Raw genomic sequence first — 16,623 nt, 5'->3', positions numbered from 1 at the left:
GGTGTGTTCCATCCGGGCGAGGTCGGCGGGGGCGGCGATGTGGCGGACGCGGTCCAGGGCGGTGGTGATGATGGTTCCGGCGCGGGAGGCGATGGTTCCGTTGGTGAGGGCGGCGGCGGTTTCTTCGTAGGCCGGGGGCATGGGCTGGCCGGTGATGCCGGTGCGGGGGAGTACGGCGGAGGCGAGGGCGAGGCGGCGGCGGGCTTCTGCGGCGCCGATCCTTAGCCGGGTCCTGAGGAACTCGGCGGTGTTGCGGGATCCGTCATCGGCCGGCGACACGGCCGGGACCGCGGCGGAGGCGGACGTGGAAGCGGCAGCGGAGCTCGAGGCAGCAGCGGCTTCGGTGCCGTCGTCAGCACTGACGGTGGGCGCGCCGGTGCCAGCGGGTGCAGTGGCGGCAGCTGAGCCTGAGTCAGCGCTTTCGGTGTCGTTGCCCCAGCCGGTGGTCCAGCCTGCGGCTTTGCTCGCGCGTCCGGCGGCGTTGATCGCCTCGGTGCGGGTCCGGTCCACGGCGGCCGCGCCGAGCAGCTGCAGGTACTCGGCCCCGCGGGAGATCTCCTCGGCCAGTTCGGCGAAATCCGCGGCGGCCGGGAAACCGGCCAGGGCCAGCTCACCGGGCGCGGACGCGACCGCTGCCCCCAGCAGGTCCAGGCAGCGTTTGAGGCTGTCCGTTGCCCCCGTAGTCATGGCATCCCCGCTGGCGGTACCAACGCTGGCGGTACCAACGCCGGCGGTACCAACGCCGGTAGCGACGCCCGCGGCATCAAAGCCGGCGGTAGCCCCGCCGTCGGACGCAGAAGCGTCCGCCACGGCGGGTGCGGTGCGCAGGCCGCCCGCAACGGCGGCACCCAGAGCAACAGCGCGCGAATCGGGGACGCTCCACAGCCTGGCACGACGCGGGCCAGGCATTGCTGCCCGGTCCGCGTAACCGCTTGCGCCTTCCCCGATGGCTTCCATAGGAATACTTTGTCAGAGGGGTCTGACATTATTGCTCGGGCCGGGATATCAGGCCGAGATAGGTAATTTCAGCCCCACCAGCGGGCCGGGTTACGTCTCTGAAACCGCGGACTCCCGCCGCTGCGAGGCGCCCGATCCAGCTGGGGACGGTTCCTTCTGCCAAGGCCACCGGCCAGTGATCTCCAGCTCCAGCGAGAAGCTCAGGAAAGTACGGATGAGCACGATGATCGCCAGCACGCCGACGCTTTCGAACGTCGGCGTGACGGCTACGGTGCGGATGATGTCGGCCGCCACGAGCAGCTCCAGTCCTAGCAGAATGGAGCGCCCCAGCAGTTGGCGGTAAGACCGGTAAACGGACATGCGCTCGGCATCCGCGGGCAGTCGCTTGGCTGGTAGCCGCGCAGCGCCATTGGGATCGAGACCACGGCGCCGATGACCATCACGGCCACGCCGGCGAAATCCATGTACCTGCCGACTGCTTCAATGATGTGCTGAAAATCCATCGTGCCCCTCGTAGTTCCGGTCTAAGTGCCTCCGCGCTCGTCGAATCGGGAGGGCCGAATCAGGCTGGCCAAACCAGGCGGCCCGAAGCAGGCCGGACCCAGGGCCAAAGAACACCTAAGGATGACGTACCCCAACACCCGCCAGAATGTCGCGGTACCCTTCGCGGAATGTGGGGTACGCAAATGAATATCCCGTCCCGCGGAGCAGGGCGTTGCTGCAGCGTTTATTGCCGCCGCGTGATTCGCCAGCACTGCCCGACGGCGGGACATCCATTCCCAGCTCAGAGGCCAGAAAACGGAGGACGTCGCCAAGTTCGGCAGGATCGTCGTCAACTCCCACATACACGGGTGCGGGCTCCTCGGCCATGGTGCACAAGTGCACGATCGCGCGCGCGGCGTCGTCGCGGTGAATGCGGTTGGTGTACCGCGGGTCGTCGGGGACGACTGCCGCTCCGCCTCGGACCTGGTCAATGAGCCGCGTGCGGCCCGGTCCATAGATGCCGCCCAGACGGAGCACCACGGGCGCGGTCCCGGTCCCGCGCAGCCGCTTCGTCAGCAGTTCCTCCGCCTCGCGGAGGATGCGGCCGGAGAACCCGCCAGGTGCCGGCGTCGTGCCCTCATCCACCCAGCCTCCGCCCGCGTCGCCGTACACCGCAGTGGAGGAGACGAAGAGGATGCGACGTGGGGTCACGCCGTCGCGCGCAAGGGCATCCAGCACATGCGACAGCCCATCGACGTAGGCGGCGCGGTAGGCCGCCTCAGCGGGCGAATCGGCAGCCACGGCGACGACGACGGCGGTTGTGTCCGCCGGGACCGGCGGCAGTTCAGCGGTGCTCAGGTCGGCCGCTGCGCCTTCGATTGCCGCTGGCAGCTTTTCCGGCGAACGCCGCCAGCCCACGACGCGATGTCCTGCAGCGGCGAACCGCAGCCCCGCCTCGGTGCCCAGGTCGCCGCAGCCGGCGAGGAGGATGGTCATACGCTCGTTCAGAGGGCCGGGACCGGGAAGAAGACGCGGGGATCCTGCAGCAGGGCGGGGTAGTCGAACGCTGAGCGGTCCACAACGTCGGTGACTTTGAAGTTGCGGCCGAAGCGGCCGTCGTCGAGCGTGATGGGGCGCCCCAGCACCATCCCGAGGGCGAACTTCGTGCCGTTCTCGAGAGGGATGGCCACCGCCGACTTGCCCGGCAGGGTTGAGAAGGCTGCTTCCTGGCGCTGCCGCTTCCGCGACGGCTTCTTGACGAGCTTGCGCGGGAGCTTGCGGGCGACCTTTGCCGGCCGGCGCGATCCCGTGTCGGCGTACACGAACTGGTAGTCGTCGTCGCCGGATTCCCCGCTGCCATTAGCCTTGCCGGCAGCCTGAGCCGCGCGGCCCACGGCGGGCAGGGCAACCTTGTCCAGGCGCTCGGGGTCGGTGTCGCCCACGTGTTCGCGCAGAATCCACAGGACATCGCCCTCAGGATCCTCCGGCAGGAACTCATGCCGTGGTTCGGGCCAGACGTACTCGAGGTCCGCCTCGGTGCCCGGGAACACCTCGGTGTAGAAGCGCGGGTCCTTGCGGATGAGGTTCGAGCGGTGGCTCAGGTGAAGCTCCGGAGCCCCGAGCCACGGCGGCATGGGAATCTTGGCGGCGTAGTCCGGGTGGGCGGCCTGCGGTGCGAACTCGCGGATGTTTGCCCGGGTGTTGTCAGCGAATCCGCGTTCGGTCCATTCGTCCACCATGGCCAGCCCGTACATGGTGAGGGCCGGAACATAGCCCATCCACATCCGGATCGCGGGGTGGGACTGCCAGCCGTACTCCGGGATCACCAGCGCGCGGAGTGTCTGCAGCGCCTCAACACGCTGCTTGCCGAGCCTGGCAGGGTCCAGCGCGGCGGCACTTTGCTGGAAATCGGGGTACGGAAGGAAGGTTTGCATCCCTTCAGTCTGACGCCCCGCGCCCGATGTGCCAATTGCGGTGTCGGGGGCCACATGCAGTCATGGCTTCGGGCTGCCGCGCGGGCTACTGAGAGTGTTCACATTGTGGACCGATGCATACGGCAAGGGGTGTTAACCACTAAGATAGCCGAAACCTCTCTAGCGTCCGGAAGCCTTCACATGACTCTTACCTCGCCAGCGCCCCTGTCAGCAGCGTCACAGGAGCCGAAACCACACGCGTCACAGGAGCCTCAGTTGTTCGTTCCCAAGTACGGCCGGATGCTCGGCCCCGACGCGAACGGCATCCTTGTTCTGGACGAGTTTACGCTGGATCCCGCGGCCGCCCGCAAGGAGCAGCACCGCTTCCGCACGGCACTTGCCTCGGTGGCATTGACCATGCGCCGCCTGGTGGCCCTCCGTGTTGTGATCGCCATCGTGGCCATCGCCAATCTGCCGCTGTTCCTGATGTCCACGGGTTGGTGGATTTACGCCGTGTCGCTGTCCCTGGTGATCGGCGTGCATGTGGCCGTGAACTGGCTGAACCGCCACGAACCGCGTGTGAAGCAGCGCCACGAACTTGAACTGCACCGGCACCGCGAACGCAGCGACAACTACCGCAAGGTGCGCGACGCCGTGAAGTTCGTCATCGACACCCCCTCGCGCATGAACGAGCACCTCTACCTCGAACTGCTGCACGCGAAGCGCGTTGCCCTGCACCTCACCTCCGGCACCGTCGCACTCCTGGACACGAGCGACGACGCCGCCTGGAAGGTTCGCATCGTCCGCGAACTTCCGACCGCAGCCTAGAAGCAGCCGCAGGCGGCACTAGCCAAAACTCCAAAGCAACAACAACGACGCCGGGCGTCCCCGCAAGAGGGGACCGCCCGGCGTCTCAGCAACCAAGCCTAATAATCAGGCAGGCAGCTGCAGAACCTGGCCGACGAAGACCAGGTCAGGATCGGTGATGGTGTCAGCGTTGGCGTCGGCGAGGTTCTGCCATCCGCCCTGAACTCCGAGCTTCTCGGCGATCTTGCTGAGGGTGTCGCCATCCTGCACGGTGTAGGTCTCGCCGCTCACGGCGACTGCCGCAGCGTGCCTGGCCTGGGTCGGAGCCTCGGTGGCTACCGGTGCTTGGGCCACTGGAGCCGTCTGAACCGGTGCTGCCTGGACAGGGGCGCTCTGGGGCTGGATCTGCGGGGCGGCTGCGGTGGCTCCGCCGCTCAGGCCCAGCTTTGCGGCGCACGCGGGCCATGCGCCCCAGCCCTGACCGGCCTGGACCTTCTCGGCTACGGCGATCTGCTGGGCGCGTGAGGCGCTTTCAGGGGATCCCGTACCGCCGTAGGCAACCCATGTCTGAGCGGTGAACTGGAGGCCGCCGGAGAACCCGTTGCCGGTGTTGGTGGCCCAGTTGCCCCCGCTTTCACACTGGGCGAGAGCGTCCCAGGTGGAGGCGCTGGTGGCCGTGGGCGTTGCTGCGTTTGCGGCCGTGGCGGACAGGGCCAGGCCTGCAACGGAAACGGCGGCAAGAGTGGCTCCGCGGCGCGCGGCAGTGCTGAAAGTTGATTTCTTCATGATTGGGATGCTCCTGAGGCCACCCGCGCTCGGTCCGTCCCCGGAGGTCGTCGCGCTACCGCCCGCCCCTGACAAATAGAGGTCATTACGGTGTCTGCCGGCCGGGCAGTATCTGGTGGAGGCAGCACCGGGCATTCATGGACCCGCGCGGCGCGGGTATTTTTCCACGGTAAGGCAGTCCTAGTCCGTTATCAAATCGAGATAACTTTCGACAGTCAAATCAATGTGGACAGTTAGGGCGCCACCCACCCGCTCACCTCAGGATTCGCGGCAGACGTCAGGACGCCAGGGCAGCGGCCAGGTATGGTGCCGTCCGGCTGTCCGGTGAAAGTGCGACGGCGGCTGCCGTCCCGGCGGCGACGATCTCGCCGCCGGCGTCGCCACCGGCAGGTCCGAGGTCAATGACCCAGTCCGCGGCGGCCACCACATCCATTTCGTGTTCCACAACGATGACGGTGTTGCCGGCGTCCACGAGGCGGTGCAGCTGCGCCATAAGAAGCTGGACGTCCGCCGGGTGGAGCCCGGTGGTGGGCTCATCCAACAGGTAAAGCGTGTGGCCCCGGCGAGCCCGCTGCAGTTCCGTGGCGAGCTTGATTCGCTGGGCCTCGCCGCCGGAAAGTTCGGTGGCCGGCTGGCCAAGGCGGAGATACCCCAGGCCCACCTCAAGGAGGGTCTGGAGGCTGCGGGCGGCCGCCGGAACATCGGCGAGGAACCCGGCCGCGGCGTTGACGGTCATGCCCAGGACCTCGGCCACGTTCTTGCCGCGGTACCTGACTTCGAGAGTTTCCGGGTTGTAGCGCGAACCGCCGCATTCAGGGCAGGGCCCGTACCTTCCGGGTAGGAAGAGCAGTTCTACAGCCACGAAGCCCTCACCCTGGCAGGTTTCGCAGCGGCCGCCGGCCACGTTGAAGGAGAACCGTCCCGCGCCGAAGCCCCTGGCCTTGGCTTCCTCCGTGGCGGCGAATTCCTTGCGGACCGCATCGAAGAGTCCGGTGTAAGTGGCGGGGTTGGATCGCGGCGTGCGGCCGATCGGTTTCTGGTCCACCTTCACCAGCCGGTCCACCTGGTCCAAGCCGGACACGGGACCCACCGTCAACGGCGTGCCCAGCTCAGCGGCGTCCGCCGCTGGTGCCGCGTCTGAGGGGTCCGCCGCGCCGGCACCGCCATCGGGCCCCGGGTGCAGCAGGGAGCCCACGACCTCCGCGAGCACCTGGCTGACCAGCGTCGACTTTCCGGAGCCGGAGACGCCCGTGACGGCGGTCAGAACGCCCAGGGGGAAGTTGGCGTCAAGCTCCCGCAGATTGTGGCGGCTGATGTCGCGCAGCTCCAGCCAGCCCCCGGGTTCCCGCCGTGCACCGTCAGCAGTGAGACTGTCAGCTTGGCCGTCAGCGCCGTTCGGGAACAGGAACGGCCGGGTCAGGGAGGCATCCACGTCGGCGAGGCCGGCCACCGGGCCGCTGTAGAGCACCTCGCCTCCGCCTTCACCGGCGCGTGGTCCGACGTCCACCAGCCAGTCGGCGTGGCGCACGATGTCCATGTTGTGCTCCACCACGAACACGGAGTTGCCCGAGGACTTGAGCTGGTCCAGGACCGCGAGGAGGGGTTCGGCGTCGGCGGGGTGCAGCCCGGCCGACGGCTCGTCCAGCACGTAAATCACGCCGAAGAGCCCGGAGCGCAGCTGGGTGGCGATCCGGAGGCGCTGCATTTCACCGGGGGAAAGGGTGGGCGTGGAACGGCCCAGGGCCAGGTAGCCCAGCCCGAGCTCCAGCAGCACATTTACCCGCTGCAGGAGGTCGCGGGTGATGGCCACCGCCACCTCATTGTGTCCCGAGGCCTGCCTGCGCGAGGCGGTTCCGGCTTCGGTGAGCTCGGCGGTGGGACGGATGATGTCCGCGAGTTCGGCCATGGGCACGGCGTTGAGGTCGGCGATGGTGCGGCCGGCGAACGTCACGGCCAGCGCCTCCGGAGTCAGGCCCGTGCCGCCGCAGCGCGGGCACGGTCCGGTCTCCATGAACTTCAGCACGCGCTCGCGCATGGTGTTGCTCTTGGAATCGGCCAGGGTGTGCAGGACGTAGCTCTTGGCGCTCCAGAACCGGCCCTTGTAGGGCTTGGCCACACGGTCACGCTCGGGCGTCACCTCCACCACGGGCTGTTCCTCGGTGAAGAGGATCCAGTCGCGCTGCTTCTTGGGAAGCTTCCGCCACGGGGTGTCCACGTCATAGCCGAGGTGGCTCAGGATGTCCCGCAGGTTCTTGCCCTGCCACGCCCCCGGCCACGCCGCGATGGCGCCGTCGCGGATGCTCAGCGAAGTGTCGGGGACCAGCGACGCCTCGCTGACGGTATGCGCAATGCCGAGCCCGTGGCATTCGGGGCAGGCGCCGGCGGCCGTGTTGGGGGAGAACGCGTCGGAGTCCAAGGGTGCGGCGCCGGAGGGATACGTGCCGGCACGGGAATACAGCATGCGGAGTGAGTTTGAGAGGGTGGTCACCGTGCCCACGGTGGACCGTGAGCTGGGTGCGCCCCGGCGCTGTTGGAGGGCGACGGCGGGTGGCAGCCCGGTGATCATTTCGACCTTGGGGTTGTGCCCCTGCTGGATGAGCCGGCGCGCGTACGGCGCCACGGATTCGAAGTAGCGGCGCTGGGCTTCGGCGTAGATAGTGCCGAACGCCAACGAGGACTTGCCCGAGCCGGAGACGCCGGTGAAGGCGACGATTGCATCGCGGGGAACGTCCACGTCCACGCTGCGCAGGTTGTTCTCGCGCGCACCCCGCACGCGGACAAAGCCGTCGGTGTGATGGCCGGGTGCAAGCTCGGTTATCAGCTCGGGCAAATAGTCAGCAGGCAGTTCGCTTCGCATCTGTTCGACTCTAGCGGTGATGTCTGTGCCGGGGTCTATTCTTGCGGTGTGGATACTTACGACGGCGCCGGCGAAGCGAACGATCCGACCGCACTTCTGAACGAACCGGAGGCTGTGGCAGCACCGCCGAACTTGCTCGTGGCTGAGCTGCATCTCCACATTGAGGGGACGCTGGAGCCCGAACTGATCTTTGCGCTCGCGGAGCGGAATGGAATCGAGCTGCCGTATTCAGGCCTGGACGAGCTGCGGGCGCGGTACGAATTCACGGACCTGCAGTCGTTCCTGGACCTGTACTACGCCAATATGGCCGTGCTGCGGACGGAGGCGGACTTCGCGGACATGACCCGGGCCTACCTCGCGCGGGCCGCGGCTGCCGGAGTGCGGCATGCGGAAATCATGATGGATCCGCAGGCGCACCTTTCGCGGGGAGTCTCGCTGGAGACCTGCGTCAACGGGGTTGCCTCGGTGCTGGCGACGTCCCAGGAGGAGTTCGGGATTTCCACGCTGCTGATCGCGGCATTCCTGCGCGATCTGCCCGAAGAGTCTGCACTGGAGGTTCTTGAGGCGCTCCTGGCCATGAACGCGCCGATCGTCGGCATCGGACTGGATTCTGCCGAGGTGGGCAACCCGCCGGCCAAGTTCGAGCGGCTGTTTGCCCGGGCCGGCGAAGCAGGCCTGCGGAAGATCGCCCACGCAGGCGAGGAGGGCCCGCCGTCGTACATTATCGAGGCGCTGGACGTGCTGGGAGTGGAGCGGATTGATCACGGCATCCGGTGCATGGAGGATCCCGAACTGGTGGAGCGCCTGGTGGCCGACCGCGTGCCGCTGACCGTGTGCCCGCTGTCCAATGTGCGGCTCCGGGCTGTGGACATGCTCGCCGACCATCCGCTTCCTGCGATGCTGGCAGCCGGGCTGAACGTGAGCGTCCATTCGGATGATCCGGCGTACTTCGGCGGCTATGTGGATGACAACTTCGCGCAGCTGGAATCGGTGATGGCGCTGTCCGAATTCGACCGCGTCCGCCTTGCCGCGAACTCGATCGCTTCATCCTTTGCCACGGACGAGCGCAAGGCGGAGCTGCTGGCCGAGCTTTCGGGCTAGGCGGGCCGGGGGGACTGTGCCGCCGTTCTGCCTCCGGTGCGCACGATCCACCAGCCCAGGGCGGCCATGGCCAGCCCAATCGGGATGCCGTACGGCGGCAGGCCCGCGTTGTAGCCCAGGAAGCCGGCCACGATGAATGCCACGCCCGCCCACGCGGGGAACATGCGCGCCCGCCAGCCTGTAATGCCGAAGACTATCCAGCCGAGGGCAAACAGCACATAGCTGGACAGGCCGCCGATAGCCAGCATGCCGGAGCCTCCCGCGAGGATGGCGCCGGGCGCGACGTCCGCGATCCACGGCGCGGCGAATCCGTCGAACCACATGTTGCCGGCCATGTCCAGGGTGCCCACGAGCGCGAAGCAGAAGCCGACGGCGCCCAGTCTGCCGGTGCGGCCGGCGAAGCGGAAGTACACGGAGACCAGGGCGAGGACGAGCCCGATGAACACCACCCAGTACAAGGCGTTGGTCACCTGGAACGGTGTCTGCCTCATCATCTCGATCCGGTCGAGGCTGCGGTCGGTGGCGAGCAGGCGCGCGACGTCCACGGCGGCGAAGACTAGGCCCGCCACTAAAGCGATGGGACCGGCGGCCGAGGCGAGCGGTGAGGACATCTTCTCCTCCTGGGTATCGGTTGTGACCGGTTTTACATGGGACGCATCCTGAGCGAAAATCGCCCGACGGCGGTGGCTGAGCGGGGTGCCTTGCGCCAGGCCTTGCGGTCGAGCAGGACGGTGGCAAGAACCGCCAGGACGACCATGCCGAAGTAGATCAGTTCAGCGCGGCTGGCGTCCGCGCCCGTGAAGCCGAAGGAACTGACGGTGAACGTGCCCTGGCTGTTGTGGAACAGGAGGGTCAGCAGGACGCTGCCGCCCGTGCGGTTGAACAGCCACACGTACAGGAAGGTGATGGCGAACGTCGTCGGCAGCCCGATCAGGCTCAGTCCTTCAAAGAGGACCAGCGGAAGGTGCCACACCGTCACCAGCAGGCCAAGAACGGCCGCGGACTGGAGCGGCGGGCGGGCGGCCTGGAGCAGGGGCAGGGCGTAGCCGCGGAAGCCGGGCTCTTCGCCCAGCGGCCCGTCCATGGGATTGACCAGACGGATCGCAAAAACCATCAGCAGCCCGCTCCACGTCAGGCGGGCAAGGCCCGGTGCCGACGCACCGAAGGCGATGGTGATGAATCCCGTCGCCAGCACCAGAACGGCCGGGAGCAGGAGGGCCACGGCGTACCAGACCCAGCCCACGCGCCAGCGGATAAGCCGGCGCCCCCATGCCCGGAACCCGGCCCTGCCTTCGGCGAGGGCGATCACGATGACTGCTGCGGCCAGCGGGCCCACCGGCAGGAACTCCATCCGCGGCACCAGCCCCGCCGCGTAGGCCGGCCACGAGGACCAGGAAATCGCATAGGCAAGGACGAAGAAGGCCAATAGCCTGTGGTGTTTCAGCCAAGCATTGGAACGGCGCATGACGGGCTCCAAACGATCATTGTTTGGTGGTCCAATTGTCCGCCCTGCCCGCGCCGGGCCGCCAGAGGCAGCGGGCTTCGCCGCGGCGGAACAGCCAGGTTGAATGCGCACACGGAATGCTTGCAGCGGCCTGCTATACCTGCTACGCCTGTGACTGGGGGAACACGAAGGCGGGTCCCGGCCGGAGCGGCAGGAACCCGCACGGGCGAGCCAAGGAGAGTGCAGCATGCCGCGCAGGAACCCGCGTGTGGATGAAGCTGACGAAAAAGACCTTGAGGTGGGCAAGCCGAAGGAATGGGCCGCGGGCTTGCCTGGGGTTTATCACTCGATGGGGCCGGCGTTCAAGCAGATGGGCGTGGGCAGGACCGGAAAGACGCTGCTGGGGATGAACCAGAAGGACGGCTTTGACTGCATGAGCTGCGCCTGGCCCGATCCCGGCGACCGCAAGACGTTCGAGTTCTGCGAACAGGGCGCCAAAGCTGTGACGTGGGAGGCCACGCCGCTGCTCATTGCCTCCGACTTTTGGGCTGAGCACCCGGTCAGCGAACTGCGGCAACAGCCTGAGTACTGGCTCGGAATGCAGGGTCGCCTGACCGAGCCGGTCTACAAGCCGGCCGGGGAGGACCACTACCGGCCGGTGAGCTGGGAAGAGGCTTTCGGGATCGTGGGCGGCAAACTGAAGGGCCTTTCCAGCCCGGACGAGGCCGCGTTCTATACGAGTGGCCGGACCTCCAACGAGGCCGCGTTCCTGTACCAGCTGTTCGTGCGGGCCTATGGAACCAACAACCTGCCGGACTGCTCCAACATGTGCCACGAGTCTTCAGGCTGGGCCATGGGCCAGACCATCGGCATCGGCAAGGCCACCATCTCCTACGACGACTTCGCCAAGGCCCAGCTGATCATCATCATGGGACAGAACCCAGGCAGCAACCATCCGCGGATGCTCACCGCGCTGGAGGAAGCAAAGCAGGCCGGCTGCGAGATTGTCGGCGTCAATCCGCTGCTGGAAGCCGGGCTCATCCGCTACAAAAACCCGCAAAAGGTCAGTGGAATCGTGGGCCGCGGCACGGAACTCGCGGACCAGTATCTGCAGATCCGTGTGGGCGGGGACATGGCGCTGCTGCAGGCACTCTCCAAGCGCGTCCTTGAGGCCGAAGCGAAGAACCCGGGAACAGTCCTGGACAGCCAGTTCCTCGCGGAACACTGCCAGGGGCTGGAGGAACTCAAGGCGCACCTTGGGGAACTGGATGAGGAAACCGTCCTCCAGGCCACGGGCCTGCGCAGCGACGAGATTGACGAGCTTGCTGCCCGCTATTTGAGGGCCGAACGGGTCATCATCACGTGGGCCATGGGCATCACCCAGCACAAAAAGGGTGTTGCCACCATCAAGGAGATCATCAACCTGCTGCTGCTCCGCGGCAACATGGGCAAGCCGGGCGCCGGCGCCTCGCCCATCCGCGGGCACAGCAACGTCCAGGGCGACCGCACCATGGGCATCTGGGAGCGGATGCCGCCCGCGTTCCTTGACCGCCTCGGCAAGGAGTTCCACTTCGATCCGCCGCGTGAACCCGGTGCGGACTCCGTGGAGACGATTCGGAAAATGCGCGACGGCGACATCAAGGTTTTCGTGGCATTGGGAGGCAACCTCGTCTCCGCCATTTCGGACACGCATGCCGCTGAAGCAGCGATGGAGAACACCGACCTCACCGTCCAGATTTCCACCAAGCTCAACCGATCGCACACCGTAACCGGCAAGGCCGCGCTCATCCTGCCCACGATGGGACGCACCGAGATCGACATGCAGGCGTCCGGCCCGCAGTTTGTCTCCGTGGAGGACACGGTCTGTGCCGTGCACGCCTCCGAAGGCAGGGTAAGGCCCGTTGCGCCGAACCTGCTGTCCGAGGTGGCCATCGTGTGCCGCCTTGCCCGCGAGACCGTAGACGGCAAGACCAGTGCAGACTGGTCCGGATTCGAGAAAAACTATGACCTCGTCCGCGAGCACATCTCCCACGTCGTGGCGGGCTGCGAGGACTACAACGACCGGATCAGGCAGGAAGGCGGATTCGTCCTGCCGAACGGACCGAGGGACTCCCGCACCTTCAGCACCCCCACCGGCAAGGCCATGCTGACGGTCAACCACCTGGAGCACATGGAGCGGCCGCCCGGAACGCTGATCCTGCAATCCGTCCGGGCGCACGACCAGTTCAACACCACCATCTACAGTTACAACGACCGGTACCGGGGGATCAAGAAGGGCCGCAACGTGGTCTTCGTCAGTCCAGAGGACATTGCTGAGCTCGGGCTGAGCGACGGCCAGTTCGTGGATCTGCACGGGGTGTACAAGGACAACGTGGAGCGCGTGTTGCGGAAGCTGCGGGTGGTGTCCTATCCCACGGCCAGCGGATGCGCGGCCACCTACTACCCGGAGTCCAATGTGCTCGTTCCGCTGGACAGCGTCGCGGAGGGAAGCAACACGCCGGCGTCGAAGGCGGTCATCGTACGGTTGGAGCCCAGTACTGCGTGAGGTGCAGATTGCTGCGGGCAGTGTCATTGTCGGGTGCTTTTGGTCAGCGGCCTGACGTACCCCGGCGCCTGCATTTCTGCACCGCTTAGCCGGCCGGCGCCGCCGCCGGACCCGTGTTCACGGTGGCCGGCAATGGTGCGGCAGCCCAAAGAGGTGCAGAAATGCGTGGGGCCAAGCCTTCGGTTCGGTTCGGCCCGGCCGAAGGGAGTGCCCTGCCGCCCTTTCGCCAGGTTCGCCACGTCGTTAGGCTGGCAATCCCAGACCGGCGGCCGGTGAGGCAGCCCGCACAACCCAAGGAGTGAAGGCGATGAAGAACCAGGAGATTCTGCAGCAAATCCAGGCTCTGGTTGAGGAAGAGCATCGGCTCCGCGACCCGTTGGCATCAGGTGCACCAAGCGATTCCGAAGCCGGCGAGGCAGGTGCGGATCCGGGGGAGCGCCTGGCCCGGCTTCGGCAGGTGGAGGAAGCCCTGGACCAATGCTGGGATCTGCTGCGGCAGCGCCGGGCCAAGGTTAAAGCGGGAGAGGATCCTAACGAAGCCGACACCCGCCCGGTGAGTGAGGTTGAAGGTTACCGGCAGTAGGTCGCAGGCGGGAGCCCCAACCGCGGAGGGCGTCCACCCTCGGACCGGGTGAGCCTCTCCGCCCGGTGAGCCTCTCCGCCGGAGGCGGCCGCCCCTGGGAACCGGCGGAAGTGGGGAGCGGGTTACTGCTCCGCGCCGCCGTGCAACCCGTCGTCGCTGCTGTCTCCTGAAGCTACATCGCCGGTGTCATCGGACAGGTCCATGTTTCCGCGAGCTTCGTCCATGGTGGGGCCGCCGGCGGGGACACTGTAGGTCTGGGGCCGGATGCCGTGCGCCTGTTCCTCGATCAACGCCTGTTCTTCGCTGAACCGGATCACGTTCGCGTCATCGCCGGCGTCACCCGGAGTGTCTTCGCGGATCTCCGAAGGGTTTGGAATTACAAAGCCGTCTTCATTCGAGCTGTGTTCTCACTGGTTCGTCCCTTCCCTGCGGTCGCTTACATGGTAAGCCTACTTTTCATTTCAGGGTCCCGGGAAACATGGCGGCTTCCGGGCCCACGCGATGACGTTCAGAACGGCTGCCGACGCCTGTGAATCCGAGACTTCAGACTCAGTTCGGGTGTAATCCTCGTCATAGTCGGTCACGACACGCACTGTTTACCGTTTCAAGTCGCCAGATTTACCGTGTACTTGGCAAACTACTGGGGGAACAATCGCTCTATGAGGGGAACCATGCGCAAGACCGCCGCAGAAAACACCAACTTCCGGCTTAAGGCCGTGCTGGACGTTCTGGCAGAGGGGGTGCTGTCTGGTGATCCCCAGAATGCCGGCGCCGTCCTGGCTGAAGCTCTCGTCCGTGTTCCGTTGAACGCCTACGAAGCTGAGCTGCTCAGCGGAGGCATTCCCCGGGGCCACAAGTCACTCACCACCGCAACGGCCAAGCTGGTCAGGGCCGGCTGGCTGATCAAGGGCCGCTCCGGCTGGACCATCACCGACGACGGACTGCGCGCCACGGTCGCCTTCCCGGACGCTGAGACTTTCTCCGCAGCGCTCGACGCCGGGACTCCGGTTCCGGCCGGTACGCCCCTTCCGGTGGCGGCAGCCGCTAAGCCCGCGAAGAAGGCGCCCGCGAAGGCCGCAAAGTCTGAGAAGGCACCTTCCAAGACGGCCAAGGTTGTGGACAAGGCTGCCCAGCTGATCGAGGACGCCGTGGCTCCAGTCGCCAAGGCAGTGCGTGGCAAGAAAGCCGCCGCCGTCGAGAGTTCCGCTGAAGCGGTTGACCAGCCGCAGGCCGTGGCGGTTGCCGGCGACTTCAACACGCTGCTTGGTGCCCCGGAAAACTGGGCACCGCAGTACGACGAAGCGCAGATGGAACTGGACGTCCTGGACCAGCTGTGGAAGCTCTCGGCTGACATCCCGGCCGGTTACTACACCTTCAAGATCGCGCTGAACCGCTCTTGGGAGGAGAACTACGGCGCGTTCGGCGCGTTCGATGGTGCCAACCACGAACTGCAGCACGACGGCGGCCAGCTCACCATCCGCTACGATCACCGCACCCGGGACATCACCGTCAACTGATTCCCGCTGAGGAAGCACGCGACCGCTCGGGTTGAGAATCCGGACAGTCTGAAGCCCCGCTGCCGCAACCGCGGCAGCGGGGCTTCGCCGTTCCCGGCCAGCACGGTCACTCGTGCGCGGAAAGTGTCTTTTCCCTGTCCTCAAAGACCTGTTCTCCCGGGCCGGTGAACGCACGGGAGCGTTCCACGGCTTCGATGGAGCCGGTGAAAAGCTAAGCCGGTGAACGCACGGGAGCGTTCCACGGCTTCGATGGAGCCGGTGAAAAGCTGGGAATCGTGGGGATCGGAGGGCTGCCGCGGATGCGCGTCCAGCTGGGGCCGCCGCGCTGGCGAGGGCCGCGTCTCGGTGGAACTCATGGTTTCCCAGCGCAGATGCGGGAGGGCCTGCGGATGGTGCTGCCAGGCAACGGAGGCGATGAGGGCGATCAGCAGGACATGGTCCACATTCCTGCGCCACGCGGCGTCCTCCGTGGTCAGCGCCAGGGCGATCCGGACGCCGATCAGGCACAGGGTCAGGCGAAGCGGAAGGCGCGCCATCCTGGACGTTTCGTGGAGCGCGGTGAGCCTTCGGTTGAGCCGGACGAGGACGCAGCGGAGGAGCCAGGAGAGGACGAGTCCAGCGGCCACGGCAACGGCGATTGCGACAATGGGCATTGCTTGGTCTAGGAGTTCTGGCATGTCTTAACCCCCTATCAACCTTCGCCTCGCCCCTGAAATCGAGCCCTCACTTGTTATGAGGGGCAACGCTTTGGATTCAGTGGCCGCCAACTCTTTCCTAATCGATGGATAAACCTCCACAATTGGGAGCACCGTTCGCATCTCAAGGAGGAGCTTTGCGTTATCTAGGGAATTTGTCAGGGGCCGCGGTTGTGGCTGCCGTTGTTGTTGCACTGTCCGGTTGCGGGGCACCCGCGTCGCCCGGGGCGGGCGGGTCGGCGTCGCCAACCGTTTCACCGGGCGCTTCCGATTCCACCGCCTCCCCTGGGACCGGTTCCCAGACGGCGACCGACAGCCCGGCTTCCGCCACCGCCTCGGGGTCTGCGACTGTGCCGGCCGGCTGGAAGACGTTTACGACGTCGGACGGCAAGTTGTCTTTTGACCTTCCGGCCGAGTGGAGCATCAAGGACCCTGCGGGCGCCACTCCGCAGGGCGGCGGCGTGTTCGTGGAGGTTCGGAATCCCGCGGGCAAGTCGATGGCAACGCTGCGCACCAACATGGTCACCGGCGCGGAATGCATCACGAAGCAGCCGTATGGCATGCTCGATTCCGAACCGCTGCCAGCCCTCAAGCAGTCAGGCAGCACGCCGCGGTTCTCCTTCGAATCCAGGCAGGACAACACCGCAACCGACCCCGCAAAGATGACCGTGCTGGCCTACGGCATAACGTCGTCGCCGGAACCCACCGGGCCCACGGCCTGCCCGATCTTCCACTTCTTCACCTGGCCACCGAGCGGGGCGATGTTCGGCGGCGTCTATAACCCCTTCGACACGACGCCGGGCAACGCGCCCAACGTGGACACGCCCGAGGCATACATGGGTACGCCTGAATACAAGAACATCCGGTCCATGATCACGTCGCTTCGCCCGGCAAGCTAGCAACCCTCGCTGGTCGAGCCTGTCGAGACCCCGGCG

General features: G+C 66.5%; 15 protein-coding genes and 1 pseudogene. 6 read left to right on the top strand and 10 right to left on the bottom strand.

From position 1 onward, the window contains the following. From ASG92_RS30075 to ASG92_RS22585, 4 genes and pseudogenes are all read right to left on the bottom strand, one after another. Positions 1-957 (bottom strand): annotated as a pseudogene (locus tag ASG92_RS30075) (HNH endonuclease); the annotation flags it as partial. Positions 958-1,047: 90 nt separating this feature from the next. Next, entirely contained in the window at positions 1,048-1,317 is a 270-nt protein-coding gene (locus ASG92_RS22595) for a DUF1622 domain-containing protein (protein ID WP_346763006.1), read from the bottom strand. 258 nt (positions 1,318-1,575) lie between these two features. Further along, positions 1,576-2,436, bottom strand: coding sequence for an SDR family oxidoreductase (locus ASG92_RS22590; RefSeq protein WP_056633672.1), 861 nt, complete (start codon positions 2,434-2,436; stop codon positions 1,576-1,578). Positions 2,437-2,444: 8 nt separating this feature from the next. Beyond that, positions 2,445-3,374, bottom strand: a complete 930-nt coding sequence (locus tag ASG92_RS22585) for an MSMEG_6728 family protein (RefSeq protein WP_056633669.1) — start codon at positions 3,372-3,374, stop codon at positions 2,445-2,447. A 279-nt stretch (positions 3,375-3,653) separates the two neighbouring features. On the opposite strand from ASG92_RS22585, the gene ASG92_RS22580 reads away from it, so the two are divergent. Next, the gene (locus tag ASG92_RS22580; protein WP_056633878.1) at positions 3,654-4,181 is read left to right on the top strand and encodes a hypothetical protein; all 528 of its coding nucleotides are present in this window, start codon (positions 3,654-3,656) and stop codon (positions 4,179-4,181) included. Positions 4,182-4,286: 105 nt separating this feature from the next. On the opposite strand, the gene ASG92_RS22575 is transcribed toward ASG92_RS22580, so the two are convergent. Beyond that, the gene (locus ASG92_RS22575; protein WP_056633667.1) at positions 4,287-4,946 is read right to left on the bottom strand and encodes a transglycosylase family protein; all 660 of its coding nucleotides are present in this window, start codon (positions 4,944-4,946) and stop codon (positions 4,287-4,289) included. A 277-nt stretch (positions 4,947-5,223) separates the two neighbouring features. Continuing rightward, on the bottom strand, positions 5,224-7,803 hold the full coding sequence (gene uvrA / locus ASG92_RS22570; RefSeq protein WP_056633664.1) for an excinuclease ABC subunit UvrA: 2,580 nt from the start codon (positions 7,801-7,803) through the stop codon (positions 5,224-5,226). 114 nt (positions 7,804-7,917) lie between these two features. Here uvrA and ASG92_RS22565 point away from each other — a divergent pair, with 114 nt between their 5' ends. Then, positions 7,918-8,904, top strand: a complete 987-nt coding sequence (locus tag ASG92_RS22565; RefSeq protein ID WP_200952061.1) for an adenosine deaminase — start codon at positions 7,918-7,920, stop codon at positions 8,902-8,904. On the opposite strand, the gene ASG92_RS22560 is transcribed toward ASG92_RS22565, so the two are convergent. Next, on the bottom strand, positions 8,901-9,515 hold the full coding sequence (locus tag ASG92_RS22560; RefSeq protein WP_056633660.1) for a hypothetical protein: 615 nt from the start codon (positions 9,513-9,515) through the stop codon (positions 8,901-8,903). The two genes, ASG92_RS22565 and ASG92_RS22560, sit on opposite strands and share 4 nt — an antisense overlap. 32 nt (positions 9,516-9,547) lie before the next feature. Then, on the bottom strand, positions 9,548-10,369 hold the full coding sequence (locus tag ASG92_RS22555) for a CPBP family intramembrane glutamic endopeptidase (RefSeq protein ID WP_056633657.1): 822 nt from the start codon (positions 10,367-10,369) through the stop codon (positions 9,548-9,550). Positions 10,370-10,595: 226 nt separating this feature from the next. On the opposite strand from ASG92_RS22555, the gene ASG92_RS22550 reads away from it, so the two are divergent. Together ASG92_RS22550 and ASG92_RS22545 are read left to right on the top strand one after the other, a co-directional pair. Then, complete coding sequence (locus tag ASG92_RS22550; protein ID WP_056633654.1) at positions 10,596-12,893, top strand: FdhF/YdeP family oxidoreductase; 2,298 nt, start codon at positions 10,596-10,598, stop codon at positions 12,891-12,893. A gap of 307 nt (positions 12,894-13,200) precedes the next feature. Beyond that, positions 13,201-13,476, top strand: coding sequence for a DUF2630 family protein (locus ASG92_RS22545; RefSeq protein WP_056633650.1), 276 nt, complete (start codon positions 13,201-13,203; stop codon positions 13,474-13,476). A gap of 122 nt (positions 13,477-13,598) precedes the next feature. Here the strand turns inward: ASG92_RS22545 and ASG92_RS22540 are convergent, their stop codons facing one another. Beyond that, a complete protein-coding gene (locus tag ASG92_RS22540) occupies positions 13,599-13,793 on the bottom strand; it encodes a hypothetical protein (protein ID WP_240987255.1) in 195 nt (64 codons plus the stop codon). Between the two features lie 354 nt (positions 13,794-14,147). Between ASG92_RS22540 and ASG92_RS22535 the strand changes: the two genes are divergently transcribed. After that, entirely contained in the window at positions 14,148-14,993 is an 846-nt protein-coding gene (locus ASG92_RS22535) for a hypothetical protein (protein WP_056633645.1), read from the top strand. 140 nt (positions 14,994-15,133) lie between these two features. Here the strand turns inward: ASG92_RS22535 and ASG92_RS22530 are convergent, their stop codons facing one another. Beyond that, positions 15,134-15,646 carry a hypothetical protein gene (locus ASG92_RS22530; RefSeq protein WP_056633643.1) on the bottom strand — a complete coding sequence of 171 codons (513 nt, stop codon included), beginning with the start codon at positions 15,644-15,646 and terminating at the stop codon, positions 15,134-15,136. Between the two features lie 434 nt (positions 15,647-16,080). Between ASG92_RS22530 and ASG92_RS22525 the strand changes: the two genes are divergently transcribed. Further along, positions 16,081-16,587, top strand: coding sequence for a hypothetical protein (locus tag ASG92_RS22525; protein ID WP_240987254.1), 507 nt, complete (start codon positions 16,081-16,083; stop codon positions 16,585-16,587). Positions 16,588-16,623: the final 36 nt, after the last annotated feature.

Origin of the sequence: Arthrobacter sp. Soil736 (assembly GCF_001428005.1) — a bacterium.
Taxonomy (GTDB): domain Bacteria; phylum Actinomycetota; class Actinomycetes; order Actinomycetales; family Micrococcaceae; genus Arthrobacter.
The sequence above is the reverse complement of the archived record's forward strand: the minus strand, read 5'-3'. Positions and strand labels throughout refer to the sequence as shown.